This is a genomic window from Myxococcus sp. CA051A, assembly GCF_013336705.1.
Lineage (GTDB): Bacteria > Myxococcota > Myxococcia > Myxococcales > Myxococcaceae > Myxococcus > Myxococcus llanfairpwllgwyngyllgogerychwyrndrobwllllantysiliogogogochensis.
The window spans coordinates 46463-72240 of sequence record NZ_JABUMS010000030.1 but is presented as its reverse complement, the minus strand read 5'-3'; the positions used below and the strand labels follow the sequence as shown (position 1 = coordinate 72240).

The following is a 25778-nucleotide window of genomic DNA, read 5'->3' as shown; positions in this document are numbered from 1 at the left end:
TCTGTCGCCGAGCTGCGCGCCCAGGCACGCGCTTCATTCGTGCGCCTGGGCCACCGCCACGATGTTCTCGCCGCCTTCTTCCTTCACGCGGGTCTGCGCCTTACCGGACTTTCCTGAAGAGGGTTAGCCCTTGATGAAGAGCAGCAGGTCCTCGTTGATGACGTCCTTGTGGGTCGAGCACATGCCGTGGGGGAAGCCCTTGTAGGCCTTCAACTGCGCGCCCTTCACGAGCGTGGCGGTGATCTTCCCCGCGCCCTCGAAGGGGACAATCTGGTCGTCGTCGCCGTGCATCACCAACGTGGGCACGTCGAACTTCGCCAGGTCCGCGCGGAAGTCCGTCTCCGAGAAGGCCTTGATGGTGTCGTACTCGGACTTCAGCGAGCCCTGCAGACCCTGGAGGCGGAAGCTCTCCCTCAGGCCCTCGGAGACCTTCGCTCCCGGCCGGTTGAAGCCGTAGAACGCCATGCTCAGTTCTTTGAAGAAGGAGGAGCGGTCGCCACGCACGCCCGAGCGGATGTCGTCGAAGACCTTCATGGGCAGGCCATTCGGGTGCCAGTCCGTCTTGAGCATGATGGGAGGCACGGCGCCGATGAGCACGGCCTTGGCGACGCGTGAAGTCCCGTGGCGGCCGATGTACCGCGTCACCTCGCCGCCGCCCGTCGAGTGGCCGACGTGCACGGCCTTGCGCAAGTCGAGCGCCGCGGTCAGCTCCGCGAGGTCATCCGCGAAGTGGTCCATGTCGTGGCCTTCCCAGGGCTGTGACGAACGCCCGTTGCCACGACGATCATGCGCGATGGTGCGGAAGCCTCGTTCGGACAGGTACATCATCTGGTCTTCCCAGGCATCGGCCGTGAGCGGCCAGCCATGGGAGAAGACGATGGGTTGTCCGTCCTTGGGACCCCAGTCCTTGAAGTAGATCTGGGTTCCGTCGCGAGTCGAAAGGTAGCTGCCCTGGAGCTTGCCGGCTTGAGTGGCCATACGAGGGTCCTCGGGTCGTGGGTAGATGCAACGGTTGCGAAGATGTGCCCCGTGTTCATGACCCGCCATCGGCCCCTGGCTCTCTGGCCCCTCTCCGGAAGAACTGGGGTGGCTGACCCTCTGGACAAAGGACGGCGCCGCGTTTTGTCGCCATCGTCACGCTCACGTTCGCGAGGGAGTTCGCACCTGGAGGCCAGTCGGAACGGATGACCCAAGGCAGGGGGACGAGGAGGGGCCGTGGCCCGTGCCGCCTGGTTGGTGGCCGGGCCAGCGCCCGGGAGCGGACATCCGGTGACTCGAATGGATGCACGGCGGGACGACGGTGCTACCCTGCGCCGCGATGAAGAAAGTCCTCGTGAGTCTGGCAGTGGTCTTCGTGCTGTTGGCGGCTGCGGGTGTGGGTGCGTTCTGGTGGGTGGAGCAGGCGGCGCATCAAGCCGTCGCGGCCCCCGGCGCGACCCCCGTGGAGTTCACCGTCCCCAAGGGCACTTCCGGGAGAGGCCTGGGCGTGCTGCTCGCCAACCAGGGCCTCATCCGTGATGCGCGGGTGTGGCGCTGGCACCTCTTCCGTCGTGGCTCGTTCTCGCCCAAGGCGGGACGACACCCGGTGAGCCCGTCCATGACGGTGGCGGAGCTGGCCACGGTGCTGGAGGGCAACCCGCTCCCCGACGACATCCCGTTCCTGGTGGTGGAGGGCTGGCGCCTGCGGGACACCGACGCGGCCCTCACGGCGGCGGGCTTCATCACCGCGGGCGCGTACATCACCGCGGCCAGCAATCCCAGTCGCTTCACCGCGCCGTTCCCCCTGCCCACCACCACGCTGGAGGGCTACCTGTACCCGGAGTCCTACGGCGTGATTCCGGGGAAGTTCGACGTCGAGGACCTCATCCAGCGCCAGTTGAATGCCTTCGGGGCACGCTTCTACACGCCCAACCGGGACGCCATCTCCAAGAGCGGGAGGACGCTGCACGAGGTGGTGGTGATGGCATCCATGCTGGAGCGCGAGGAGCCCGTGCCGGACCAGCGTCCGCTGGTCGCGGGCATCCTCTGGAAGCGCGTGGACAAGGGCTATCCGCTCGGCGTGGACGCGACGTCGCGGTACGTGCTGGCGCAGTGGAATGACCGCAAGGCGTTCCTCCAGCGACTGAGGGACCCCGAGGACCCGTACAACACGCGGCATCGCAAGGGCCTGCCCCCGGGTCCCATCGGCGCGCCCACGGTGGCGTCGCTCCAGGCCGCCATGGCGCCCACGCCGAGCGAGTTCTGGTACTACCTGCACGACGCGCAGAAGACGCTGCGCCCCTCGCGCAACGCGGAAGAGCACGAGGCGCTGCGCCGCAAGTACAACGTGTACTGACGCCGCTGGACACGGTGCTCGCTCCCTCGCCCACCAGGTAGAGGGAGCGCACCGGCCCTGACTGGCGTGACTGTTGCTCACCCATCGTCTCCTCTGGTCTCAAGGGAGCGGTGACGTGAGGCGGATGACGGTCGGGGCGGGTTGGGGGGGCTGGGGAGTGGTGTTCGCGCTCCTGAGTGGGTGCGGGGCTTCCCAAGGTGTGGCGCCGAGTTCCACGGAGGTCGTCGCTCCTCCAGATGGTCGGCGTGAGGAACTCGTCACCCGGACGGTGACGTTCGTCGCGGCGGCGGACACGCACGTCGTGGCGACGTCTCCGACGACGAGCTTCGGCTCCTCGGAGACGCTGGTGCTCGGTCGCTCGCCCGATGCCGAGGCCTACCTCCGCTTCCTCATCCAACCCTTCGAGGGGACGATGACGACCGCGCGCCTGCGCCTGTACGTGCTGGAGGGCACGGAGGACGGGCCCACCGTCCACGACCCGCCAGGAGTCCGGACATGGAACGAGCTGACGACGTGGGACACGCGTCCTCAGTGGGGCGGCTATTGGGCGCTCGTCAGCGCGGGCCCCGTCGCCAGCGGGACGTGGATGGAGCTGGATGTCAGCGACCTGCACGTTTCCCAGAGCAGCTATCTCGACATCTTCATGGGGGGAGACAGCCCGGATGGCGTGACGCTCGCGTCGAGCGAACATCCGGACCCCGCGCTGCGCCCCCAGCTCGTCCTCACCATCGAGTCCGCGAAGGACCATCCGCCTCCGCGCCCCGAGCCGCTCCCGGTGTCGGGGACGCCCGTTTCGTTCGCTCCGAGCGCTGACACGTTTGTCTCCGCGGATGTGCGGGACTCCTCGGCCGGTGGTGTGTCGGAGGCGCTTCGCGTCGGGAGCACGCCGGAGCGAGAGGCGCATCTTCGCTTCTCCGTGCAGGGGCTGACGGAGACGGTGCAGCGCGCGGTGTTGCGCCTGCGCGTTCGCGAGGATGGCACGGAGGGAGGGCCCTCGGTCTTCGCCACGCAGGGGGCATGGAGCGAGGCTGTCACCTGGAACACGCGCCCGCCGAAGGTGGGCGGCTCGCTGGACCGCGCACCGTTCCTCGCGCCATTCGGCTTCGCGGACTACGACGTGACGGAACAGGTGCGAGGCGATGGCGACGTCACCTTCGGCCTGTATGCGAACTCCGGCGACGAGGTGTCGTTCCACTCGCGAGAGGTCCTCGCGCTCGAGCCGCGGTTGCTCGTCTGGACGGGGGTGCCCCGGACTGCTCCGACGGATGACTGCCTGACACGCCAGGAGGTTCTCGCGACCTCCATCCTCGCGTCGCAGGACACCTTCGTCACGCCGGACAGCCCCACCACGCAGCATTACCGCGAGGCCTCGTTGCGTGTGGATGCGTCACCGCGCGCGGAGAGCTACCTGGAGTTCGACGTACAACTGGGGGCGGCGCCGGTCCGCCGCGTGTTGCTGCGCCTCTATGCACTGGATGCCTCCGGGAATGGGCCCCGGTTGTTCAAGGCCGCGCCGTTCGATGAGGCGACGACGGACTGGTATCGCAAGCCCGCCATCATGGGGGGCGTGGTGGGGGACCTCGGGGCGCTGAAGAAGGACCAGTGGGTGGAACTGGACGTGACGGACGTGGTGACGACGTCGGGGCGTCACGCCTTCGCGTTGCTCGATGGTTCCGCGGATGGGATGCGCTTCGCCTCGTCCGAGATGGAGGAGCGAGGGCTGCTCTCCGTCGCGCCGCGACTGGTGGTCATCACCGACAGCGAGCCCTTCTGTTCCTACCAGGGCACGCCTCCATCAGGCTCGACGGCGTGGGTGACGCAGTCGAGCGACCCCTCGGCGGAGCTTTCGACTCACTCGGCCCCCGCGCTCGACGGCGGCTTCGTCGTCATCAGCAGGGTGGAGCAACCGGTGACCGGGCCCCTGTCCTCCGAGCGGACGGATGTCGTCACCCTTCACCGCGCGGACGGGAGCGTCGCGTGGAGCCGCGCGTTCTCCCAGCCGCAGGTGTCCTTCGAGCGGGTGGTGGTGACGAAGCAGGGCAACGTCCTGGTGGCGGGGAGCTACCTCGGTGCACCGGACCTGGGCACGGGCGCGCTGCCGCGAGGGCAGGGCATGTTCGTGATGAAGCTTTCGCCCACGGGCGGGGTGGTCTGGACGCGTGGCTACAAGGCGTGGTTCCAGCGGATGGACGAGTCCGTCGACAACCCGATGCAGGTGCTCGACCTGGCGACGGACGCGCATGGCAGCGCGCTCGTGGTGGGGACCTTCTGGGGCTACACGGACTTCGGCGCGGGGCCCGTCTATTCCGGCAAGCCGTTCCCGTATGACGACACGTATCCGAACTCCTTCGTCCTGAAGCTCCAGTGGGACGGCGCCTATCAGTGGGCGCGCACGCTGACGTCGGACTCGCTCCGGGGAGCCCAGGCGACAAGCGTGGCGGTGGACGCGGAGGAGCGCGTCACCGTCGGCGGCTGGGCGGGGCAGGGCACGGACTTTGGAGCGGGTGCCATCACCCAGAACGGCGCCTTCGTGGCGCGCTGGGATGTGGGCGGTGCACCTGTCTGGTCCCGGGTCATCCCGGTCTATTTCAGTGGGCTGTCCACGCTGGCGTTGTTGCCCGACGGCGGCGTCTTCTTCACGGGGAACTTCGGAGGCCGCTTCACGTTCGCCGGGCAGGAGTACGCGAGCCGGGAGCCGGACGAATACGATGGCGGGCCGCGCGACACGATGCTGGGCCGCCTGAGCGCGACGGGCGACGAGGTGACGCTGAGACAGCTCCAGGACGTCGACTTCCATGACCTGGTGGTGGATGCGTCGGGGAACATCGTGACGTCGCAGCTTGGAGGCGGAAGCAGGCTGGGGCTCGGGGACGTCGGTCCGACGGAAGAGGGTGCGTCGTTGCGCCCGACGGTGGCGGGCTTCGGCGTCGACCTGCGGACGCGCTGGGTTCGCGTGTTCGATCCGCTCCAGTCGCAGCTCCTCCTGTCTCCGGTGAGTGATGGCCTCGTGGTGACCGCGGACCTCAAGACGCCCTTCGAGCTGGAGGGCACCTGGTACACGCCCCGCGAGCGTCGCTCGGACCTGCTGCACTTCAAGCTCCGTCCTTGAGTGGTGCGGGCACCCCGCGAGACTTCCAACGGACAGATGGATTGGCGCACCTGTTGCTCACGCATCGTCCTGGCTGGACCCGAAGGAGAGATGACGTGAGATACGTGACAGGCGGAGTGGTGGGTTGGAGTCTGGGAATGGCGCTCGCACTCCTGGGTGGGTGTGGGAGTTCCCAGGGTGAAGTGTCTGCTTCCACGCTGGATGTGGCCCCGGACGGCCAGCGGCGTGACGAACTCAATACACAGACGGTGACGATCATCGCGGCGGCGGACACGCACGTGGTGTCGACGTCACCGACGACGAGCTTCGGGTCGTCACCGACGATGGAGGTGGACCGGTCTCCAGAGTCGGAGGCGTACCTGCGCTTCCTCATCACCCCGTTCGAGGGGACGCTGACGACGGCGCGGCTGCGGGTCTATGCGTTGGATGGCTCGTCGGATGGGCCCACCGCGCATGACCCCCGGTTGGATGGACGCAACTGGAACGAGCTGACGACGTGGAACACACGTCCACCCCCGGCCAACAACATCCTCGCCAGCGCGGGCGCAGTGACGAGCGGCACCTGGATTGAGCTGGATATCTCCGACCTGCACATCTCCCAGAACGCCTATACCGACGTCCACCTGCGGCCCGACAGCACCGATGGAGTGACGATTGCGTCGAGCGAACATCCAAACGCCGCGCTGCGTCCCCAGCTCGTCCTCACCGTCGAGTCGGCGGAGGACCATCCTCCGCACCGTCCCACGCCGCTCCCGGTGTCGGGTCCGCCCACGCTCTTCAACGCGAGCGCCGACACGTATGTCTCCGAGGCCGCGCCGGGCTCCTCGGCCGGAGGCACGTCGCGGAAGCTGTGGGTGGACAATGGCCAGAAGCGCGAGGCGTATCTGCGCTTCTCGGTGCAAGGCCTGACGGAGACCGTCCAACGCGCGATTCTGCGTTTGAACGTCTCCGACGAGGGCACGGCGGGAGGTCCCTCCGTGTATGCGATTCAGGGGGCCTGGAATGAGTCGAGCGTCACCTGGAATACGCGCCCGCAGCGGGTGGGCGGCGTGCTGTCCTATGTTCCGTTCCTCTCGCCCCTCGGCACCGTGGAATACGACGTGACGGACCTGGTGCGAGGCAATGGCGACGTCTCGTTCGGGTTGTATGGGAACTCGACCACCCCGGTGACGTTCGTCTCCCGGGAGTCCTCCTCCGTGCCCGGGCCTCAGCTCCTCGTCTGGACGGGGGCGTCCCGCACGGCGCCGGGGGATGCGTGCCTGACGCGTCGGGAGATTGTCTCGACGACCCTCTACCCGCTGCACGACACCTATATCGACCAGTACCGTCCGGACACGACGTTCCACCGCGAGGCGTCGCTGAAGGTGGACACGCAGCCGGGGTTCTACAGCTACCTCGACTTCGACGTGCAGTTGCCGCCGGGACAGGTGCGCCGCGTGTTGCTCCAGTTGTATGCGCTGGAGGCCTCGGACCGCGCGCCCCGGCTCCTCAAGTCCGTTCCGTTCGACCCCAAGGAGACCACCTGGTCTCACCCTCCGCCCTTCGTCAATGAAGTCCTCGCCGACGCGTGGGCGGTGAAGAAGGACGAGTGGGTGGAGTACGACGTGACGGCCACCGTCACCACCTCGGGCCGTCATGCCTTCCAGCTCTATCCCTCCTCGAACGACGGTCTGAGCTTCGCGTCGGTGGATGCGGCGCGGGAGCAGATTCTGGACGCCGCGCCCCGCCTGGTCGTCGTCACGGAGAGCGCGCCGTTCTGCTCGTACCGAGGCACGCAGCCAGCGGGGACCACCACGTGGGTGAAGCAGTCGAACCGTCCCGAGGCGGAGCGCGCGATTCACACAGCCCCCGCGCCGGATGGTGGCTTCGCCGTACTCAGCGCGGTGGAGCAGACGCAGGATGGGCCGTATTCGGGAGCGGAGACGGACGTCATCACGCTCCACCGCGCGGACGGCGGCGTTGCGTGGACGCGCGAGTTCGCGCACCCGGGGGTCACCTTCAGGAAGGTGGCGGTGACCACCCTGGGCAACGTGCTCGCCACGGGCGAGTACTCCGGCGCACCTGATCTGGGCAAGGGCCCGCTGCCACAGGGGCAGGGCATGTTCCTGCTGAAGCTCACGCCCACGGGCGCGGTGGACTGGACGCGGGGCTACCGGTCCTGGAGCCAGGGAGAGGATGGCCCCGAGGACAACATCATCCCCGTGTACGACCTGGCGACGGACGCGCATGGCAGCGCCGTGGTGACGGGCGGCTTCTGGGGGCATGCCGACTTCGGGGCCGGGCCTGTCTACTCAGGCAAGCCGCGCCCCTATGACGACGAGGGTCCCAACTCCTTCGTCCTGAAGGTCCAGTGGGACGGTGCCTACCAGTGGGTGCGGGTGCTGGCCGGGCAGTCGCTGCGTGGCACCCAGGCGGTGAGCGTGGCCGTGGACGCCCAGGAGAACGTCACCGTCGGTGGCTGGGCGGCCCAGGGCACCGACTTCGGAGCGGGCGCAATCACCGGCCAGGGCCCGTTCGTGGCGCGGTGGAGCGTGAGCGGTGCGCCGCTGTGGGCCTGGCTGCTGCCCACGACCTACGGCCACTACGCGGACGTGCTCGCGGTGGGCGTCCTTCCGGACGGGAGCGTGGCCTTCACGGGGAACTTCGACGGTCGCTTCACCTTCGCGGGCACGTCCTACGCGAGCCTGGATCCGGACGACTTCTACGACGGGCAGCGTGATGCCCTGTTGGGGCGGCTGAGCGCGACGGGCGCGGAGGTGGCGCTAAGGCAGTTCCAGGACGACAGGGGGCGCAGCCTGAGCTTCGGCTCGCTCGTCGTGGACGCGTCGGGCAACATCACGACGGCTCAGTCCGGGTGGGGTCGCCTGTTGGGGCTCGGCTCCGTGGGGCTCCCCGAGGACGTGGCACCCGACCGCCCCACGCTGGCGGGCTTCGCTCCCAGTCTGGTGACGCGCTGGGTGCGCGTGTTGGATCCTCTCCAGTCGGGCCTCCACCTGGCGCCCGTGGGTGATGGGGTCATCGCGACGGGAACCCTGGCCGCGCCCTTCGAGTTGGATGGGACCTGGTACACGCCCCGCCTGCGCCGGCTGGACCTGCTGCACGTCAAGGTCCGGCCCTGAGCGGCCCCAGCGGAAAATCCTACCGTGAGACTCGGGGGCCGGGCGCCCCAGGGCTTCCGCGTGACGGAGTGGGTCGTGCCTGTCCCCCTGGACCCCGTCAGGCCGAGGTGGTGGTCCCCTCGCTGGTGGCGGAGCACCCGATGGGTCGCATGGCCACCGAGGAGGAAGTCACCTTCGCGACGCTCCAAATGCGTGCCCAAGGGGCCGGATTCGTGACGAGGGCCACACTCGCCGTCGATGGTGGCTTCCTCCCGGCCTGATCTGGGGTATTCACGACGGTAGACATGACTCAGCTCCCCAAGAAGCTCCAGGACCACGCCGATGCACTTGCAGCCGCGGACGAGAGACTGACCGCGCTGGACGAGGACGCGCTGCTCGCGGCCCCCGTCGACATCTCCGCGATGCTGCGAACCGGCATCGAACTCCACGAAGAGTTGACGGCCCAGTCGCGCACGCTGGAGACACGCGATTGCGTCGTCGTGACGGGTGACATGGACGTGGAGACCCTGGTGGTGAAGGGCCCCGGCGGCCTGCTCGTCCTCGGCGACCTGAAGGTCGGCACGGCGGAGTTGCACTCCATCGTGCTCGTGCTGGGCAACTGCCACGTCGCCGACCAGATTGTCGGCGAGGGCGAGCCGAACACGCTGACCGTCCTGGGCGAGATTCAGGGCGGACGCTGCGAGATGCGCAAGCAGTTCATCATGCAGTTCCTCGGCGGCGGCAAGCTCACCTCGCTGAAGGACAGCGAGGGCGGCGCGGCGGAGCTGCTGGAGCTGTTGAGCGGCGCGGGCAGCGAGCTGGAAGTCGACGAAGTCGACGCGTAGTCGCTGGACGGACACGGTGCCGGGAGCGCTCCTCCCGGCCCGAGTCCACGCTCAGTCAGCCCGCGACACCGAGCATCTCGCGAATCTGCCGCAGCATCTCGATTTCACTCGGATGGATGTGGCCATCGCTGGAGATGAGGGCGTGCGTCGCCTCGACGACCGCCTGGGGATTGGAGCGGAGGACTCCCAGGTTGGGGGCGGGCAGTGGGATTCCGTTCTGGAGGCACTTCGCCAGCTCGGCCAGCTCCGGCAACGGCACGCTCATGCCTCGCGCGGTATCCATGATGTGGTCGATTTCCTGGCGGCTCACGCCCTCGTCGCCACTGGCGACCTGGAGCAGCAGCTTGAGGACTTCAATCTGGAACCGGGAGTCGGGGCTCGAGGGGGTGGACATCCGTGGTACATCCTCCAAGGTGGCTCGCAGGCTGACGTGTCTGGACACTTCCGTCCAGGGCTGCCTCGGGCTTTCCGAGGAGATCTTCGCATGAAAGTCCTGGAGACGGAGCGGCTCGTCCTGCGCAGGGTGACGCAGGCGGATGCGCCCTTCATCCTGGTGTTGGTGAATGAGCCAGCGTGGCTGCGCTTCATTGGCGACCGGGGTGTGAAGACGCTCGAGGACGCGTGGGGCTACATCCGCAACGGTCCCCAGGTGTCGTACGAGCGCCATGGCTTCGGCCTGTACCTGGTGGAGCGCAAGTCGGACGGCGCGCCGCTGGGGATGTGTGGCCTGCTCAAGCGCGACTCGCTGGAGCACGTGGACATCGGCTATGCGCTGCTGCCCGCGTATTGGGGGCAGGGCTACGCCCAGGAGGCTGTCTCCGCCACGCTCGCTCACGGGTTGCGTGACTTCGGCTTGAAGCGCATCGCGGCCATCGTTTCGAACGACAACGCCAGCTCCATCAAGGTGCTGTCGCGGCTGGGGCTGCGGTTCGAGAAGCACATCCGGCTGCCTGGGGCGACCGAGGAAATCAGCCTGTACCTGACGCCCCCCTGAGTCGAGCGCGGAGCACCGCGCGGCACCCGGGCGCGAGCGGGCCGTCACCTGCCTGACACCTCCCCGTCGTTTGGAGATTGGGTGCCACGTCTCCTAGACTCGGAGACGTGGGACCCCCGTCGAACAATGTAGACGGTGGGAAGAACGCGCTCTTGCGCGCCCTCCCCTCCATCGAGCAGCTCCTGCGGCGGCCTTCGCTGGAGCCGCTGCTTGCGGGTGTCCCCAGGGCCAGGGCCGTATCCGCGCTGAGGTTGGCCGTGGAGCGCGCGCGGGCCCGGCTGCTCCAGGGTGAGCCGCGCTCCTTCGAGGACGCGGACGTGGGCGAGGCGCTGAGCACGCTGGCCACGCCGGGCCTGCGTCCCGTGCTGAACGCGACGGGCGTGGTGCTGCACACCAACCTGGGGCGCGCGCCGCTCGCGCCCGAGGCGGTGGCGCGGGTGGCGGAGGTGGCGCGAGGGTACTCGAACCTCGAATACGACCTGGACGAAGGCGAGCGCGGCAGCAGGTATGCGCCGGTGGTGGGGCTGTTGCGTCAGTTGACCGGCGCGGAGGATGCGCTCGTCGTCAACAACTGCGCGGGGGCCGTATTGCTGGTGTTGGCGGCGCTGGCGGGGGGGCGCGAGTGCATCGTGTCGCGCGGGGAGCTGGTGGAGATTGGCGGTGGCTTCCGCGTGCCGGACGTCATGCGTCAGTCGGGCGCGAAGCTGGTGGAGGTGGGGACCACGAACCGCACGCGCGTGGCGGACTACGCGAGCGTGGTGGGCGCGGAGACGGGGCTGTTGCTGAAGGTGCACCGCTCCAACTTCGCGGTGGTGGGCTTCACGGAGGAGGCGAGCGTGGCGGAGCTGTCCGCGCTCGGGCGGCAGCGCGGCGTGCCCGTGTTCCAGGACCTGGGCTCGGGGGCGCTGGTGCCCATGGTGGGAGAGGGCTTGAGTCAGGAGCCCACGGTGCCCGGAGTCGTGGCCGCGGGGGCGGACGTGGTGGCGTTCTCCGGGGACAAGCTGCTGGGCGGGCCGCAGGCGGGCGTGGTGGTGGGACGTTCCGCGCTGGTGTCGCGCATCAAGGCGCACCCGCTGACGCGGGCGTTGCGTGTGGACAAGCTGACGGTGGCCGCGCTGGAGGCCACGTTGGAGCTGTACCGGGACGGCAGGCCGGAGGCCGTGCCCGCCTACAGACTGCTTGCCCAGTCGTCCGAGGAGCTGCGCGCACGGGCGCTGCGGCTCCAGGCGTTGCTGGCCGAACAGGGTGTGAGTGCCCGGGTGGACGGGGTGGTGGGACAGGTGGGCGGGGGTGCCATGCCGCTGGCCCGGTTGCCTTCCTTCGCGTGCAGCCTCACCGTAGGTGCGCCGGAATCATTCCTCGAACGCCTGCGCGGCGGCGAAGTGCCGGTTATTGGCAGGATCGCGGATGGCGAGGTGGTCCTCGACGTCCGCTGTCTCGCGAAGGAGGAACTCGCGTCGGTCGCTGAAAGCGTGGCGACCGCAAGTCCCGGGAAACCACCATGATCAACAGCGCCGTCCTCGTACTCAACCGGTACTACCAACCGGTGCACGTCACGTCGGTGAAGCGGGCGTTCTCGCTGCTGTATCAGGGCGTCGCCAAGGCGATTGACCAGCAGTACCGACTCTACGAGTTCGCCGATTGGGCGGCACTGAGCGCCACCAACGACTGCATCACCACCATCAACCGGACCATCCGCGTTCCCCGGGTGCTGGTGCTCAGCGCGTATGACCATCTCCCGCGTGGGAGGGTGCGTTTCTCCCGGCTCAACATCTACGCGCGCGACGCGGACACCTGTCAGTACTGTGGCAAGAACCTCCCCCGCAGCGATTTGAACCTGGACCACGTCATGCCTCGGACCCAGGGCGGCAAGACGACGTGGGAGAATGTCGTGTGCTCGTGCGTGCCGTGCAACCTGAAGAAGGGGGGCCGCACGCCGGAGCAGGCCGACATGAGACTGCTCAAGAAGCCGGTGCGCCCGCGCTGGACTCCGCTGTTCCGAGGCGCTTCGCGCAAGGTGACGTATCAGGAGTGGCTGCCTTTCCTGCACCTCGCGGACGCGTCGTACTGGAACGTGGAGCTGCTGGACGAGTAGGGCGGAGCGCTCGGCCGCCTGTTCACTGGTCAGCCATGCGAGCCCTGTAAATCTGGGTGTCATCCCTCTCGGTGGTGGGGGGATTGATCGACGAAATGGCCGGGGATTGGCGGGGAGTCGACTCGGGCGGTAGGACGGGCTTTGATGCGACCGCCCATGTCCAAACCTTCGCGAGCGCCCCTGGCCGATGCCCGTGCCCTGGGGACCCCGACCTCCGAGCCGGTGCAGTCGGGGCCGCCGGGACTGGGACGACGTGCGCGGCCCCGTCGCATCATCGCCGTGGGCGGCGGCAAGGGTGGCATTGGCAAGTCGATGGTGTCCGCCAACCTGGGCGTGGCGCTGGCGCAGTCCGGGCTGAACGTGTTGCTGGTGGACGCGGACCTGGGCGGGGCCAACCTTCACACGTGCCTGGGCGTGGGGCAGCCGGAGGCGACGCTGTCCGACTTCTTGCGGCGCAACAAGGCGCGGCTGGAGGACGTCATCGTCCCGACGGGCGTGCCTCGGCTGTCGCTCATCGCGGGCGCGCAGGACGCGCTGGACGCGGCCAACCTCAAGTATGCGCAGAAGCAGAAGCTCTTGAAGACGCTCCTGGGGGCGCAGGCGGACTACCTCATCCTGGACCTGGGCGCGGGGACGAGCTTCAACACCATCGACTTCTTCATCATGGCGGACCATGGGCTGCTGGTGGTGTTGCCCGAGCCCACGTCGGTGGAGAACGCGTACCGCTTCGCGAAGGCGGCCTTCTTCCGGCGATTGCAGCAGATGGAGGCCGAGTACGGCATCGGGGACCTGGTGGACAGTGCCCTGACGACCCGGGAGGGCTCGCTGCGCACGCTGCATGACGTGCTCGAGCAGGTGAGGCGCAAGGACCCCGTGGGTGCGGAGCGACTGGAGCGAGAGCTGGCGGCCTTCCGCATCCGGCTGGTGGTGAACCAGGCCCGGACGGACGCGGACCTGAACGTGGGAACAGCCGTGGCCTCCGCGTGGAAGAAGTTCTTTGGGATCGACATGGATGACCTGGGTGCCATCCGGTATGACGATGAGGCGTGGCGCGCGGTGCGAAAGCGGCGCCCCGTATTGATTGAGCGGCCGGACTCCCCGGCGGCTCTGGCCATTCAACGCATCGCCTCGCGCTTGCTCGCAATCGACGGAACGCCCATTCCCGCCACGCCATGAAGCCCTTCGCGCAGCAGACCTATTACGAGCTCCTGGAGGTCCCTGTCACCGCGCAGATGGAGGAGATCCACGCCGCCTATTCGCGGTTGATGGAACTCTATGCGCCGGACTCCATCGCGGTGTACGCGCTCGTGGATGCGGATCAGGTGGACGCCCTTCGCGCCCGGATGACGGAGGCGATGGAGATCCTCACGGACGCCGACTTGCGGGTCGAGTACGACAAGGACCTGGGCCTGCCCGCGCGCAAGGTGGCCGAGGCCGTGACGGCACCCGCGAAGGACTCCGGCCCCGTGCAGCGCGCGGCCGAGGCGCTCGCGAGCGCGGTGGAGTCGTCGGCTTCGTCCTCTGCCTCCGAGGCAGGGAAGGGGACGGAGGAGCCGGAGCCCGAGCTGAGTGGGCCGGCGGCGTTCCGGGCCAGCTTCGTCAGTGGCTATTCGCTGTCGTACGTGACCAGTTCCTTGCAGTCCGCGCCGTTCGGCGGTGGGTTCGTGGACATGCCCGCGGCGGGCAGGGTGGACGTCGGGTCCGCGCCCGCGCGCGGTGAGTCTGCCCCGGCGAAAGTCGCGGTGGTGGTGGAGGCGCGGACGGCGGAGCGCGTCGTGGCGCAGTCGAGAGCGGCGGGTTCCGCTTCGGTGGAACCAGGCGCGGATTCGTCCGCCGCCACGTCGTCGGCCGTCGTTCCGGCCAGTGCCGCCGCCGAGGCGTCGAACTCCGAGGCTCCCGACACCGCGAGCGCGACGAGCGCCCAGTCGGTGCCGGGCATCGAGGCGCCCACCAGCGCGAGTGCGGTCACTGCCCAGGCGGCGTCGAGCACCGAGGCTCCCGACAGCGCGAGTGCCGTAACTGCCCAGGCGGCGTCGAGCACCGAGGCTCCCGACAGCGCGAGTTCGGTGGCAGCTCAGGCGGCGTCGAGCACCGAGGCTCCCGACACCGCGAGCGCGACGAGCGCCCAGACCGAGCCAAGCGTCGAGGCTGCCATCCGCGCGAGTGCGGTCGCTGCCCAGGCGGCGTCGAGCACCGAGGGATCCAGCACGAGCACGGCGGAGTCGGCCGGTGCGAGCGCGGAGGCTCAAGGCACCGAGGTTCCCGCGAGTCCCATCGCATCGACGCCAGCACCCGCCGATGAGCCCCCAGTCGATGAGGCTCCCGTTGCGTCGAACGCGCAGGACGCTTCCGCGCAGCCGGTTGCACCCGTGTCGGCGGAGCCCCCCGCGCCCGAGCCGGCCACGTCCATCGTCGTGACGCCGACGACAGGTCGGTCGACGGGCACATCTCGTTCCATGCCTTCGACGGCGTCCGGCACGGGGGCGTCCGCGCAGACCCGGGGCGGCTCGGGTCGTCAGTTGGGAGAGGCACAGGTGCTCTCCCAGGACTCGGCCATCGCCACGGCCGAAGCCGCCCTGGCCCAGGTCTCCGCCCGCGTGCGCGACGTCCGGCCGCGCCTCCCGGACATCCCCGCCGACGCCGAGTTCAACGGCGAGCTGCTGCGCAGGGTCCGGGAGACTCGGGGCTTCACGCTCCATCAGGTGGCGGATCGCACCCGTATCTCCTTGCGTCATCTGGAGAACGTGGAGGCGGACCGTTACACGCTGCTGCCCCCGCCCGTGTACCTGCGAGGAATCCTCATGAACCTGGCCCGCGAGCTGGGGTTGGATCCGCTCCAGGTGTCCAGGAGCTATCTGGGCTTGGCTTCTGAGAAGTCGGGCAAGAAGTGATGCTGACCTGGGGAGCTGCCAACCTGCGCTCGTACCACAAGGAAAGTTGACTCCCCTCCGAGCGGTGCCTATGTAGGGAGGACGATGACGGACGAGGAAAAGATCAAGGCGATGCGGCTCGCCCGTGCGATTGCCTCGGATATCTCGCTCTACAACGAGCAGAAGATCATCAAGGGTATCGAGCAGGACAACCTCTTCGAGGTCCTCAAGGAGGAACTGGAAGAGGGACGTGAGCTCTACAAGAGCCGCGTCAGCCAGGATGTCTACACGAACGCGAACTTCTTCGAGCGCGCCATCAACGACATCGTGTTGCGCTCCAAGGCGCACGTGAAGTCGAAGATCTGGTAGTCCGCTCCACGTGGCAGCGCCCGACACCCGAGATCATCGCGCCCCGCCGGCCTCACGCGGAGAGCGCATCGACCAGTACCTCGCCACCGTCTTCACCGACCTGACGCGTTCGCGCATCCGGGGCCTCATCGACGATGGGCACGTGCTCGTCGACGGCAGGCCCGTGAAGGCGGCGATGCGCCTGCGCGGTGGCGAGCTCCTCACCCTCCACGTTCCGGCCCCCGTGGCCGCCGCTCCTCAGGCCGAGGAGCTGCCCCTGTCCGTGTTGCATGAGGACAAGGACCTCGTCGTCGTCGACAAGGCGGCGGGCATGGTGGTGCACCCGGGCGCGGGACACGCGACGGGAACCCTGGTCAACGCGCTCTTGCATCGCGTGAAGGACCTGGCCGGCGTCGGCGGCGAGCTGCGCCCCGGCATCGTCCACCGCCTGGACAAGGACACCACGGGCTGTCTCGTCGTCGCCAAGAGCGAGCGGGCCCTCGTCGCGCTCCAGAAGTCCTTCAAGGGGCGCGAAGTCACCAAGACGTACCTGGCGCTGGTGCACGGCGTGCCCCCTGCGCAAGGGCGCATCGAGACGCTCTATGGCCGCCACCCGGTGAATCGTCAGCGCTTCACCGGGAAGGTGCGAGAGGGCAAGCCGGCCATCACCGTCTTCCGCGTGCTCGAGGCCTTCGACGGCGCCGCGCTGGTGGAGGTGGATCTGCTCACCGGCCGGACGCACCAGATTCGCGTGCACCTCACGGAGGCCGGTCACCCATTGCTCGGGGACACGCTGTACGGCTCCGGGCGCAAGCCGAAGGGTGAGTCCGCGGCCGCGCAGGAGCGGTTGGGACGCCAGGCCCTGCACGCGTGGAAGCTGGCCTTCGCGCACCCGCGCACGGGCAAGGCGCTCTCGCTGGAGGCGCCCCTTCCCGAGGACTTCACCGCCGCGCTCGAGCTGCTGCGGGGTCCCCAGGCGCCACCGGAGCCCGAGCCGAAGGCGAAGCCGAAGAAGGCTCCCGCCCGGAAGACGACGAAGAAGCGCGCGGCGGCTACAAGCCGGAAACGCTGAGTGACTGCTGTCGCTTGGACAGCACCTTCACGGGCTGGATGGCCATGACGCGCATGAAGACCTCGAGCAGCTCGGGGTCGAACTTGTTGCGCATCTCCGTCCACATCAGCATCAGCGCGACTTCCGGGCCGTACGCATCGCGGTAGGGGCGCTTGGAGGTGAGCGCGTCGTACGCGTCGCAGATGGCGATGATCTTCGCGTAGGCCCCGAGGTTCGTCTTCGGGATGATCATCTGGATGTTGCCGCGCGAGTCGCGCACTGCGGTACCGAAGTCCGTCTTGTGCTCGAAGGTCGTCACGACGCGCAGCAGGGTGGAGCGGCTGAAGCCCTTCTCCATGAGGATGTTGCGCACGGAGATGAGCGGCGCGCGCTGCACCGCCACGCGCTCCTCCGGCGTCAGCGCCCCGCGCTTGGTGGCCAGCTCCTCCGGCAGCGTCGTCATGCCCGCGTCGTGGAAGAGGGCGATGTAGCCCAGGTCTCGCAGCTGCGGCTTCGTGAGCCCCAGCTCCGCGCCGAAGACGATGCACATCAGGCACACGTTGACCTGGTGGTACACGAGGTAGTCGTCCTCGCGCCGCATCGTCGTCATGCCCAGGAAGTGGGTCTTCTGCTCGTAGCTGATGTCCACGAAGTCCTGCACCAGCCGCAGGGCCTTGGACGCGTTGATGGGTTTGCCCGCGCGCACCGACTCCAGGTACTTGCTGAGGAAGAACACCGAGCGGGCGTAGACGGTCATCGCGTACTTCTTGCGATCGACCTTCTGGTCGCCCACGTTGTTCATGTCCTTGTCGAGCTTCTCCTTGAGCTTGGAGAACTTGGCCACCCGCATGTTGAGCAGCTTGCGGCCGGCGAGTCCGTCCTCCTCGGAGGTGCTCGACTGCTCCTTGCTGAAGATCCAGATGAAGTTCTTCAGGTCCGGCACCGTCACCGGCTTGGTGAGCGTGAAGCCGCCGACGTCCTTGGCGCGCATCTCCGTCAGGAGATATCGCTGGTTCTCGATGGAGTTCAGGTCCACCTTCACCAGCATGCTGTTCAGGTAGAAGGAGTCCTTGACGCCCGCCAGCTCCAGTCGGCCTTCCTTGCCGATGATCTGGTTGATGATGTCCTGGAGTTGGTGCAGCGGCTTCTGGAAGACGCCGTTCTCCGGGTCATACATCTTCACGGAGCGCACCAGCATGTAGAGGCCGGCGACCATGGAGCGCGAGAGGGCCTGGAGCTTCTCGTTGTGCTCGCGGCCGAACTCGTTGGTGCTCTCGTCCTGGCTCTGGGTGATTTTGAGGTTCTCAGCCATGGGCTTATGCCTCCTCTGGGAGCGCCGAGTCACCGAACAGCGTCTTGCGCGTCTGGTACATCGCCTTGCGCGCCGCCGTGAGCAGTTCCACCGGCTGGGTGCGGTCCTCGACGATGGCCTGCATCATTTTGTAGCTCTGGATGGAGCAGGCGCCCTGGAGCCCGGCGACGGCCAGCATCTTGTCTTCCAGCACGCGCTTCTTGTTGAGCAACGAGGGCTTCACCGCCAGCAGTTGCTGCATGTGCGAGAGCGCGCCCGGCGTGCCCGTCGCACCGACGGCCGCGTAGAACGCGGTGCGCTCGTCGGGGGTCTTCTTGTCGAACGCGGGCTCTCGAATCAGGCGCATCAAGTCGGAGAACGCCTTGTCGCGATCAAACTCCGGCAGCATCCGGGCCGCCACCATGCGCACCTGGGAGACGGGGTCCGCGAGCGCCTCGAAGATGAGGCGGCGTGCCTCGCCCGTGCGCCCGCGCCCGATGATGTTGAGCACCTCCAGCTTCACCACCAGGTTGGGGCTCTTGAGCACCTGGCCGAACATCTTGATGCGCTCGGGGTGGTTGCTCTTCTCCAGCACGTACACCATGTCGCGCACCGTCTGCGGACGGTCTGAGACCAGCCGCGCCACGAAGGGCTCCGGCAGCTCTCGCGCGACGACGGCCAGCGCGTCACACAACAGCGCGCGGTTCTCCGGAATCTCCAACGTCTCCAGCACCGTGAGCAGGGGGATGACGGAGTCGCGGCCCAACGCCTGGAGGTAGCGCGTCACGTCCGCGGGGTGCTTGGGACGCGAGCCCTTGAGCGACTCGCCCAGGCGCATCAACCGCTGCTCCTCGCCCATCTTGTGCAGGAAGGACTCGAGCAGCTTCTCCAGCGGCGCGCCGCCTTCCTTCTGCGACAGCGCGCGCAGCTTGAGGACGATTTGATTGATGGTGCCGAAGTCGTCCTGGAGCAGCAGCATGTCCAGCAACTGCACGAAGATTTCCTCGAGCAGCGCGCCGTCCTCGACGCCGCCTTCCACCACCTGGAACACGGCGCTCACCAGCTTGGGGAACAGCCGCGCGCCTTCTTCCTCCGACACCTCGCGCTGGAGCTTCGCCTTCAGGTCATCCGACGCATGCCGCCCGCCGACGACGAGGCCGCGAATCTGCTCCACGCCGTCCAGCTTCGCGTCCAGGTCCTCCGCGGACACGCGAGCGAAACGCAGGTAGTCGTCCGAGTTCGTCTGGAGGCGCGCGTAGAGGTAACCCACCACCTTGTCCACCTCGACCTGCACCTCCTCCTCGCTGGCGTTCTCCATGGAGAAGCCTTCCACCACGACGTACTCGACGTGCTCCATGCCGGCGCGCCACAGCTGGGCCAGCACGTCCTCGGCGCCGCGCTCCGGCTCCGAAAGGGAAATCATCGTGAAGGTGACCAGCTCCTCCACGGCCAGGCCGGGACGGAAGATGAGCTGACGGATGCCGTCGCGGAAGAACTTGTACGGGAGCGGCGTGTCCTCGGTGAAGAGCGAGTCGTTGTGCAGCGTCAGGTTCTGCTGCTCGACCTTGAGCGACAGGGGCCCGTACTTCTCGGTGTACTGGGTGATGGACTCCAGCGCCTTGGCGAGGAACTCCGGGAAGCGCGCATCGTTGTGGCGGTACATGCCAATCTGCTTGATGCCCTTGAGCAGGTGGAACGCGAACGTGCGCGCCAGCTCCACCTTCTCGCGGACCTCCGGCGTCTGCTCCGGCTCCGTGCTCGCTTCCTGGGTCTTTTGGGGATGGGCCATGCGCGTGCAACTCTCCGCTCGGGCGGTATCACCAGCCTACCGCGAAATCCTCTGGGGCCCCAGCCGGCGGCGGTTGGAAGTTCGCGGACTTGGATGACATGGGTCTACCTCGACGCCGTCGCCCTGGAATTACCGGGTATCTTGCGTGGGCCGGCGTACCGGGAGGAGTGTCGAGCGCATGCTGCGAGTCATGGCCTGTGGGGTGTTGCTGCTGGGGCTGACGGGGTGCTTCCGGATGAGCGTGCGGACGGGCGCCCCGCGAGACGGGCTCCCGGAGGCGCGCACGGGCGTGAGCCTGGTGTACGGGCTGTCGACGGCCAACGTGTCGGCGGCGGAGTGTCGCCACGGGGTGTCGCGCGTGGACGTGTATTGGCCCTGGTGGGGCGCGCTCGTCTACGTGGGCACGGTGGGCTTCGTCACGCCGCTGCGCACGGAGTACGTATGCGCGGAGGGCACCACGTCCACGCAGGCGGCGCCCGAGCGGGAGCAGGTGCCGGATTCCATCGCGCCGCTCTGAAGTGGTGTGTCAGAGGCTCTTCGTAGAGTTCTTTTCAAGGGGCCAGAAACACCTGGCCTCCCTTGAGCAAGGAATTCACATGCATGATGTCTTGAAGCACGGAGCCTCGGCTTTCTGTGTCGCGACGCTGTTGGCCGCTCCCGCTGCCTTCGCTGGTTTCGAGACCGAGTCCGCGAACTGCTACAAGAACGCGGATGGCTCCGGTCGGTGCCACGGCAGTCTCCTTGGCTTTCGCAACCACGTCGGCGCCAGCACCCAGGCGTCCTTCACCCGGGTGAGCAACGCCGCGCCGTACTTCTCCGCGGCCCTCACCTCGGGCGCGACGACGACGTACTTCAACTGCACGGCCAATACGGCGACGGCGGCGCAGTGGAGCAAGGCCATGAACCACGGGGGCTTCTTCTCCATCTACTGGTCGGCCGCGGGTGAGTGCTATTCGCTGTTCCTGATCAACGGCAGCCAGTACTCGCATTTCTGATCCACTCCATGACAACCCAGGTGTTGCGTGGCTGGCTTCCAAGCCTGACCACAGCGGTGGGGTGCGCCGTGGGGTGCTGGCTCGCGGTGAGCCAGGCACAGCAATCCCAGGCGCAGCGAATGGAGCAGCTCACCGACGAAGTGGGTTCGCTGCGCCGGGCGCTGGAGTCCAGCTCCCACGCGACTGGAGCGAGCCCGGTGGGCACCGCCACCATCCTCGCTCCGCGGGAGAGTCGTCTCTCCGTCGAGGACCAGGAGGCCATGGCCTTGCGGGTGGCCACCTTGCTGAAGGAGTCGGGAGGGCCCGTCGCGGGCTCTTCCGAGCCGGAGGCTCCCGTTCCCACCGCGCCAGAGCCGTCTTCGGAGCAGCGCGAGGCCGTGGCGCGTGCGGGCATGATGGTGGACCGGGTGGTCTCCAGCGGGCGCATGACAGCCGAGGACGTTCTCGAGATTCGACGTGAACTCGTCCACCTTCGAGGTCGCCCCGAGGCGGACGCGCTCCGCAAGCAACTCGTCGTCGCCATCAACCAGGACCGGCTCGTCCCCGCGCCGGGTTTCGATGGCCTGCCGTAAGTCTCACTTCCCTTTGAGCAGTCGAACGACGCAAGGCTCAGGAGTCACAACATGAAGCAGCTCTCTTTTTCGCAGCCCCTTCTCCGCGGAGTTCTGTTCCCTGGGGTGGCGCTCGCTGTCCTGGGGCTCGCTCCCGTCGCGTGGGGAGGACTCCAATCACAGACAGTCTTCTGCCAGAAGAACGCGGATGGCTCGGGACTCTGCTACGGCAATTTCGTCGGCTTCCGTGAGGACGCGACGTCGACCTCGTCCGCGTCCTTCCGTGAAGACCTGATGACCGGCACGCGCAGCTTCGACTCGTGGTCCACCCCGCCAGGTGGCACCAGCCCGGTTGTCTACACCTGCATCCCCAACGCCGCCGTCTCCGCGCTCTGGGAGCAGGCCCTGAGCAATCGGGGCTTCTTCCGGGTGAGCTGGGACGCGAGCGGCACCTGCGACTACCTCAGGCTCGTCAACAGCTCGCAGAACACGAACTTCTAAGGCCGCCAGCCGTTTCGGATTTCAACGGTGTCTGGAGGGACGGCGCTCCCAGCCAAGGGAGCGCCGTCACCTCACAGGCCTACTTACCGGGCGGCGGTGACACCGCGGCGCTGGTGCCCTTGAGGGCGGAGCGCAGCAGGAACAGCGTCAGGCCGGCGAAGAAGAGCAGGCCCCACAGGTTGGACCAGAGGGGACTCGCCAGCTCGCTCTCGCCCACCGCGTTGAGGAAGCCACCGAAGGCGCCCTCGTGGCCGAACACGGCCGGCAGGTTGATGGCGCGTGAGCCCGCGCCATCCGTGGCGATTTCGAGGAAGGCGATGAGCACTCCGGCAATCGAGCCACCGGCGATGTAGCCGGAGGAGAGCAGGGTGCCCGGCGAGAAGTCGGACTCGCTGCCACCGCGCAGGCGGTCCACGAGGTAGCGCACCATGCCGCCGACGAAGAGCGGCGCGCTGCTGCTGATGGGCAGGTACACGCCCACCGCGAAGGGCAGCGAGGACACGCCGCACAGCTCCAGCATCAGCGCGATGAACACGCCCAGCAGCACCAGGTCCCACGGCAGCCGCTGCGTGAGGATGCCGTCGATGATGAGCGAGAACAGCTGCGCCTTGGGCGCGGCGTAGCGGGTGAGGGCCTGCCCCTCGTAGGAGCTGATACGGCCGCCAATGCCCGGGTCCACCACGTACTGGATGCTGCCGCCGTCATCCACCAGGTACTTGCCCGCGGGCACCGGAGTGTCCGCGCCGCGCACGTAGCCTTCCTTGAAGGTGCGCTGGGGGCCCTCGGTGATGGCGCCGAGCTCCGACACCTTCACCTGCGAGCCGCCCGTGGGGCTCAGCGTCACGCCGCTGACGTCCTGCGCGCTCACCTGCCGCCAACTGCGCAGCTCCATCGCTCCGCCCTGCGAGGCCAGGTCATAGCCCTGCGCCCAGGCCGCCTTGCGCAGCGCGGCCTCGTCCAGCCCGCGCGACGTCAGGGACTGCGCGGACACGGCCCACGGGAAGGTGTACTGCGTGCGCGTCTCCTGGGTCATCTCCGTGACCTGCACGCCGGGGTGCGGCTCCGGAATCGTCACGGTGGCGCCCTTGTTCAGCGTCACCAGCACCAGGCCGATGAACATGGCGCTGGTCAGCACGCCCACGAAGAGGGCGATCTGCTGCTTCTTGGGGGTGCCGCCCACCAGGTAGGCCGTCTTCAAGTCCTGCGCGGTGGTGCCGCCGTTGGAGGCGGCGATGCCGACGATGGCCGCCGTGGTGAGGGCCATGAAGCGGTCCTCGGAGCTGGTCCACCCGAGCAGCAGGTACACGAGGCAGGTGACGAGCAGCGTGGCCACCACCATGCCGGAGATGGGGTTGGAGGAGCTGCCAATCTCACCGGTGATTCGCGCGCTCACCGTCACGAAGAAGAAGCCGAAGACGATGATGAGGATGGCGGAGATGAAGTTCACCTCCAGTGGCGGCGCCAGCCAGATGAGGAGCACCAGGGCCACGCTGCCCACCAGCACCACGGTGATGGGGAGGTCCTGCTCGGTGCGAAGCAGCTGCGGTCCGCCGCCTTGCCCGCGCGAAGCCTTGAGTGACTCCACGCCGCGCTTGAACGCGCCGATGATGGTCGGCAGCGAGCGGATGAGGCTGATGAGGCCGCCCGTCGCCACGGCGCCCGCGCCGATGTAGAGCACGTAGGCGTTGCGAATCTGGTCCGGGGACATGTCCCGGATGAGGGCGCCGTTGTGCACCAACAGCGGCTGGTCCAGCCCCGCGCCGAAGAAGGAGATTGCGGGGATGAGGATGAGGTAGCTCAGCACGCCACCGGCGAAGGTGATGGCCGCCACGCGCGGGCCGATGATGTAGCCCACGCCGAGCAGCTCGGGGCTCACCTCGGTGGACAGCGTCGCGCTCTTGAGGCCCTTGAGCGGCGTGCTCAGCACCTCGCGGAACAGCTTCATGCCGGAGTAGGCGAACTTGTAGATGCCGCCCACCAGGAACCCGATGATGACCGTGCGCGCGTTGGTGCCGCCCTGCTCACCGACGATGAGCACGTCCGCGCTGGCGGTCCCTTCAGGGTAGGGCAGCTTGCCGTGCTCCTGGACGATGAGGCCCTGGCGCAGCGGAATCATCATCAGCACGCCGAGCACACCGCCCAGCGCCGCCACGAGGAAGGCATGCGTCAGGCTGATGTCGTAGCCCAGGAGCAGCAGGGCGGGCAGCGCCGCGGCGACGCCGAAGGCCAGCGACTCACCCGCCGAGCCCGTCGTCTGGACGATGGTGTTCTCCAGGATGTTCGACTTGCCCAGCGCCCGGAAGATGGCGATGGAGAGCACCGCCACCGGAATCGACGCCGACACCGTGAGGCCGACCTTGATGGCCAGGTACACGGACGAGGCGGCGAACACGATGCCCAGGACCGAGCCGAGCACCAGGGCTCGAATCGTCATCTCCGTGGGCGACTGTTCGGGTGGGACGTACGGGATGTGCAGGTGTGGCGCGTGCGATTGAGCGATCGGGACGCGCTCGTCGACGACCGGCGGGGTACCGTGGGCCAAGCGAAAGGCTCCTTACGAGGGAATCCGGCCCCTTCTAGCAGGGCCCCGCCCGCCAGCGAAGTGATGGCCCACAAATGACAAGCGCCCCCACCCCGAGTGGGGAGGAGGCGCCTGGCGTCCCGCACTCAGCGGGACCGACCTGCCGCGTCAGACACGGCTCACTGCTGCATCGCCGCGGCGTCCGGATCCACCTCCGCCATCAGCGCCGCCAGCTCCGCCTTCAGCTTGTCCTTGGCGCGAATCTCCAGCTGACGGGCACGCTCCCGGGAGAACCCGAAATGCTCGCCCAGCTCCTTGAGCGTCATCGGGCGCTCGTTCATCACCCGCTGCTCGATGATGAAGCGCTCGCGGGGGTCCAACCGCATCAGCGCGGTGCGGACGCGGGCGTTGATGAGGCCCGCCTCTTCCTTGTCCGCGAACTCGTCGTCCTGTGGCGCGGCGGCGCTGACCACGAAGTCCACGTGGCTGTTGCCACCGTCCTCGCCCATGGGCGCGTCCAGGGACAAATCCCGGCCGCCCATGCGCTGCTCCATCTCCCGCACCTCGCCCGGCTTCACGTGCAGGCGGCGGGCAATCTCCTCCACGTTCACCACGGCCTCGCCGTTGCCAAACTTCTCCAGCTCGCGGCGCGTGCGCGCCAGACTGAAGAACAGCTTCCGCTGAGCCTGCGTGGTGCCGAGCTTCACCAGCGACCAGCTCTTGAGGATGTAGTTCTGGATGTACGCGCGAATCCACCACACCGCGTAGGAGATGAGGCGGATGCCCTTGTCCGGGTCGAACTTCTGCACGGCCTTCATCAGGCCGATGTTCCCCTCCTGGATGAGGTCCGACATCTTGATGCCGTAGGAGCGGTACTCGTAGGCGACCTTCACCACGAAGCGCAGGTTGGAGGTGACCAACCGGTGGCCGGCGGCCAGCTCGCCGCGGATGAAGCTGCGTGCAAGTGCCTGCTCCTCCTCCACGGTGAGGAGGTTGTAGTGGTTGATCTCCGAGAGGTACATCGCCAGGGAGCCGGAGTTGGACGACTGCTCGGTGGACGCCTGCATGGATGGTTTCTCCCGACGTGGGGCCCCGCTGACGAGGCCGCTAGGTTTTCGGACCGCTTGACGACTGAACGAAGGCTGTCAGGAGCAACCGCGGTGCCAGCGCGAAGTCCCACACCTTCCCCAATGTCTGCGGGGGGTTGGCGGATGCTGCGCTCATGTACAAAGAAGGAGGGCTGTAACGGTTACGGCCGCTCTGGGAACTCGCCGCGACTTCTCGGCTGTAGAATGTGCCCGTCTGTGCACGACACGCCTCCTCAAGAGGAGCGCCAGGGCCCTTCGGCCGTTGACGCGAAGCGAGCGAGGGGCGCCCAGCAGCCA

21 protein-coding genes are annotated in these 25778 nt (G+C 67.8%); 15 read left to right on the top strand and 6 right to left on the bottom strand.

Annotated elements, in window-relative coordinates:
* Nucleotides 1-123 precede the first annotated feature (123 nt).
* Nucleotides 124-978, bottom strand: a complete 855-nt coding sequence (locus tag HUA74_RS42930) for an alpha/beta fold hydrolase (RefSeq protein WP_174459201.1) — start codon at nt 976-978, stop codon at nt 124-126.
* A gap of 340 nt (nt 979-1318) precedes the next feature.
* Here HUA74_RS42930 and mltG point away from each other — a divergent pair, with 340 nt between their 5' ends.
* The 4 genes from mltG (at nt 1319) to HUA74_RS42910 (ending at nt 9387) form a co-directional block, all read left to right on the top strand.
* Nucleotides 1319-2335, top strand: a complete 1017-nt coding sequence (gene mltG / locus HUA74_RS42925) for an endolytic transglycosylase MltG (protein WP_174459200.1) — start codon at nt 1319-1321, stop codon at nt 2333-2335.
* A gap of 199 nt (nt 2336-2534) precedes the next feature.
* Nucleotides 2535-5444, top strand: a complete 2910-nt coding sequence (locus tag HUA74_RS42920; RefSeq protein WP_371817400.1) for a DNRLRE domain-containing protein — start codon at nt 2535-2537, stop codon at nt 5442-5444.
* Nucleotides 5445-5581: 137 nt separating this feature from the next.
* The gene (locus tag HUA74_RS42915) at nt 5582-8563 is read left to right on the top strand and encodes a DNRLRE domain-containing protein (RefSeq protein ID WP_174459199.1); all 2982 of its coding nucleotides are present in this window, start codon (nt 5582-5584) and stop codon (nt 8561-8563) included.
* Nucleotides 8564-8847: 284 nt separating this feature from the next.
* Entirely contained in the window at nt 8848-9387 is a 540-nt protein-coding gene (locus HUA74_RS42910; RefSeq protein ID WP_141649182.1) for a hypothetical protein, read from the top strand.
* A 55-nt stretch (nt 9388-9442) separates the two neighbouring features.
* Here HUA74_RS42910 and HUA74_RS42905 read toward each other — a convergent pair whose 3' ends face one another.
* Nucleotides 9443-9781 carry a TerB family tellurite resistance protein gene (locus HUA74_RS42905; protein ID WP_141649183.1) on the bottom strand — a complete coding sequence of 113 codons (339 nt, stop codon included), beginning with the start codon at nt 9779-9781 and terminating at the stop codon, nt 9443-9445.
* 90 nt (nt 9782-9871) lie between these two features.
* On the opposite strand from HUA74_RS42905, the gene HUA74_RS42900 reads away from it, so the two are divergent.
* The 7 genes from HUA74_RS42900 (at nt 9872) to HUA74_RS42870 (ending at nt 16766) form a co-directional block, all read left to right on the top strand.
* Nucleotides 9872-10381, top strand: a complete 510-nt coding sequence (locus HUA74_RS42900) for a GNAT family N-acetyltransferase (protein ID WP_141649184.1) — start codon at nt 9872-9874, stop codon at nt 10379-10381.
* 107 nt (nt 10382-10488) lie between these two features.
* Nucleotides 10489-11886, top strand: coding sequence for an L-seryl-tRNA(Sec) selenium transferase (gene selA / locus HUA74_RS42895; protein WP_174459198.1), 1398 nt, complete (start codon nt 10489-10491; stop codon nt 11884-11886).
* Complete coding sequence (locus HUA74_RS42890; RefSeq protein ID WP_141647233.1) at nt 11883-12476, top strand: HNH endonuclease; 594 nt, start codon at nt 11883-11885, stop codon at nt 12474-12476. The genes selA and HUA74_RS42890 overlap by 4 nt, the downstream gene beginning before the upstream one ends.
* 222 nt (nt 12477-12698) lie before the next feature.
* Nucleotides 12699-13652, top strand: a complete 954-nt coding sequence (locus HUA74_RS42885) for a P-loop NTPase (RefSeq protein WP_141647234.1) — start codon at nt 12699-12701, stop codon at nt 13650-13652.
* Nucleotides 13649-15367, top strand: a complete 1719-nt coding sequence (locus tag HUA74_RS42880) for a helix-turn-helix domain-containing protein (protein ID WP_174459197.1) — start codon at nt 13649-13651, stop codon at nt 15365-15367. Before HUA74_RS42885 ends, HUA74_RS42880 begins: the two co-directional genes overlap by 4 nt.
* A gap of 84 nt (nt 15368-15451) precedes the next feature.
* Nucleotides 15452-15715 (top strand): hypothetical protein, encoded by a 264-nt coding sequence (locus HUA74_RS42875; RefSeq protein WP_141647231.1) that lies wholly within the window; start codon nt 15452-15454, stop codon nt 15713-15715.
* 10 nt (nt 15716-15725) lie between these two features.
* Nucleotides 15726-16766, top strand: coding sequence for an RluA family pseudouridine synthase (locus HUA74_RS42870; protein WP_174459196.1), 1041 nt, complete (start codon nt 15726-15728; stop codon nt 16764-16766).
* Here the strand turns inward: HUA74_RS42870 and HUA74_RS42865 are convergent.
* Together HUA74_RS42865 and HUA74_RS42860 are read right to left on the bottom strand one after the other, a co-directional pair.
* Nucleotides 16747-18057 carry an HD-GYP domain-containing protein gene (locus tag HUA74_RS42865; protein WP_141647229.1) on the bottom strand — a complete coding sequence of 437 codons (1311 nt, stop codon included), beginning with the start codon at nt 18055-18057 and terminating at the stop codon, nt 16747-16749. The two genes, HUA74_RS42870 and HUA74_RS42865, sit on opposite strands and share 20 nt — an antisense overlap.
* A 4-nt stretch (nt 18058-18061) precedes the next feature.
* Nucleotides 18062-19825, bottom strand: a complete 1764-nt coding sequence (locus HUA74_RS42860) for a HEAT repeat domain-containing protein (protein ID WP_174459195.1) — start codon at nt 19823-19825, stop codon at nt 18062-18064.
* A 178-nt stretch (nt 19826-20003) separates the two neighbouring features.
* On the opposite strand from HUA74_RS42860, the gene HUA74_RS42855 reads away from it, so the two are divergent.
* The 4 genes from HUA74_RS42855 (at nt 20004) to HUA74_RS42840 (ending at nt 21872) form a co-directional block, all read left to right on the top strand.
* Complete coding sequence (locus HUA74_RS42855) at nt 20004-20342, top strand: hypothetical protein (RefSeq protein WP_141647227.1); 339 nt, start codon at nt 20004-20006, stop codon at nt 20340-20342.
* A gap of 79 nt (nt 20343-20421) precedes the next feature.
* Nucleotides 20422-20820 carry a hypothetical protein gene (locus HUA74_RS42850; protein WP_141647226.1) on the top strand — a complete coding sequence of 133 codons (399 nt, stop codon included), beginning with the start codon at nt 20422-20424 and terminating at the stop codon, nt 20818-20820.
* Nucleotides 20821-20888: 68 nt separating this feature from the next.
* On the top strand, nt 20889-21392 hold the full coding sequence (locus HUA74_RS42845) for a hypothetical protein (RefSeq protein WP_141647225.1): 504 nt from the start codon (nt 20889-20891) through the stop codon (nt 21390-21392).
* A 51-nt stretch (nt 21393-21443) separates the two neighbouring features.
* Nucleotides 21444-21872 carry a hypothetical protein gene (locus HUA74_RS42840; protein WP_174459194.1) on the top strand — a complete coding sequence of 143 codons (429 nt, stop codon included), beginning with the start codon at nt 21444-21446 and terminating at the stop codon, nt 21870-21872.
* Nucleotides 21873-21951: 79 nt separating this feature from the next.
* Here HUA74_RS42840 and HUA74_RS42835 read toward each other — a convergent pair whose 3' ends face one another.
* Nucleotides 21952-24414 (bottom strand): OPT family oligopeptide transporter, encoded by a 2463-nt coding sequence (locus HUA74_RS42835; protein ID WP_174459193.1) that lies wholly within the window; start codon nt 24412-24414, stop codon nt 21952-21954.
* A 158-nt stretch (nt 24415-24572) separates the two neighbouring features.
* Complete coding sequence (locus HUA74_RS42830) at nt 24573-25460, bottom strand: RNA polymerase factor sigma-32 (protein WP_141647222.1); 888 nt, start codon at nt 25458-25460, stop codon at nt 24573-24575.
* Nucleotides 25461-25778 lie beyond the last annotated feature (318 nt).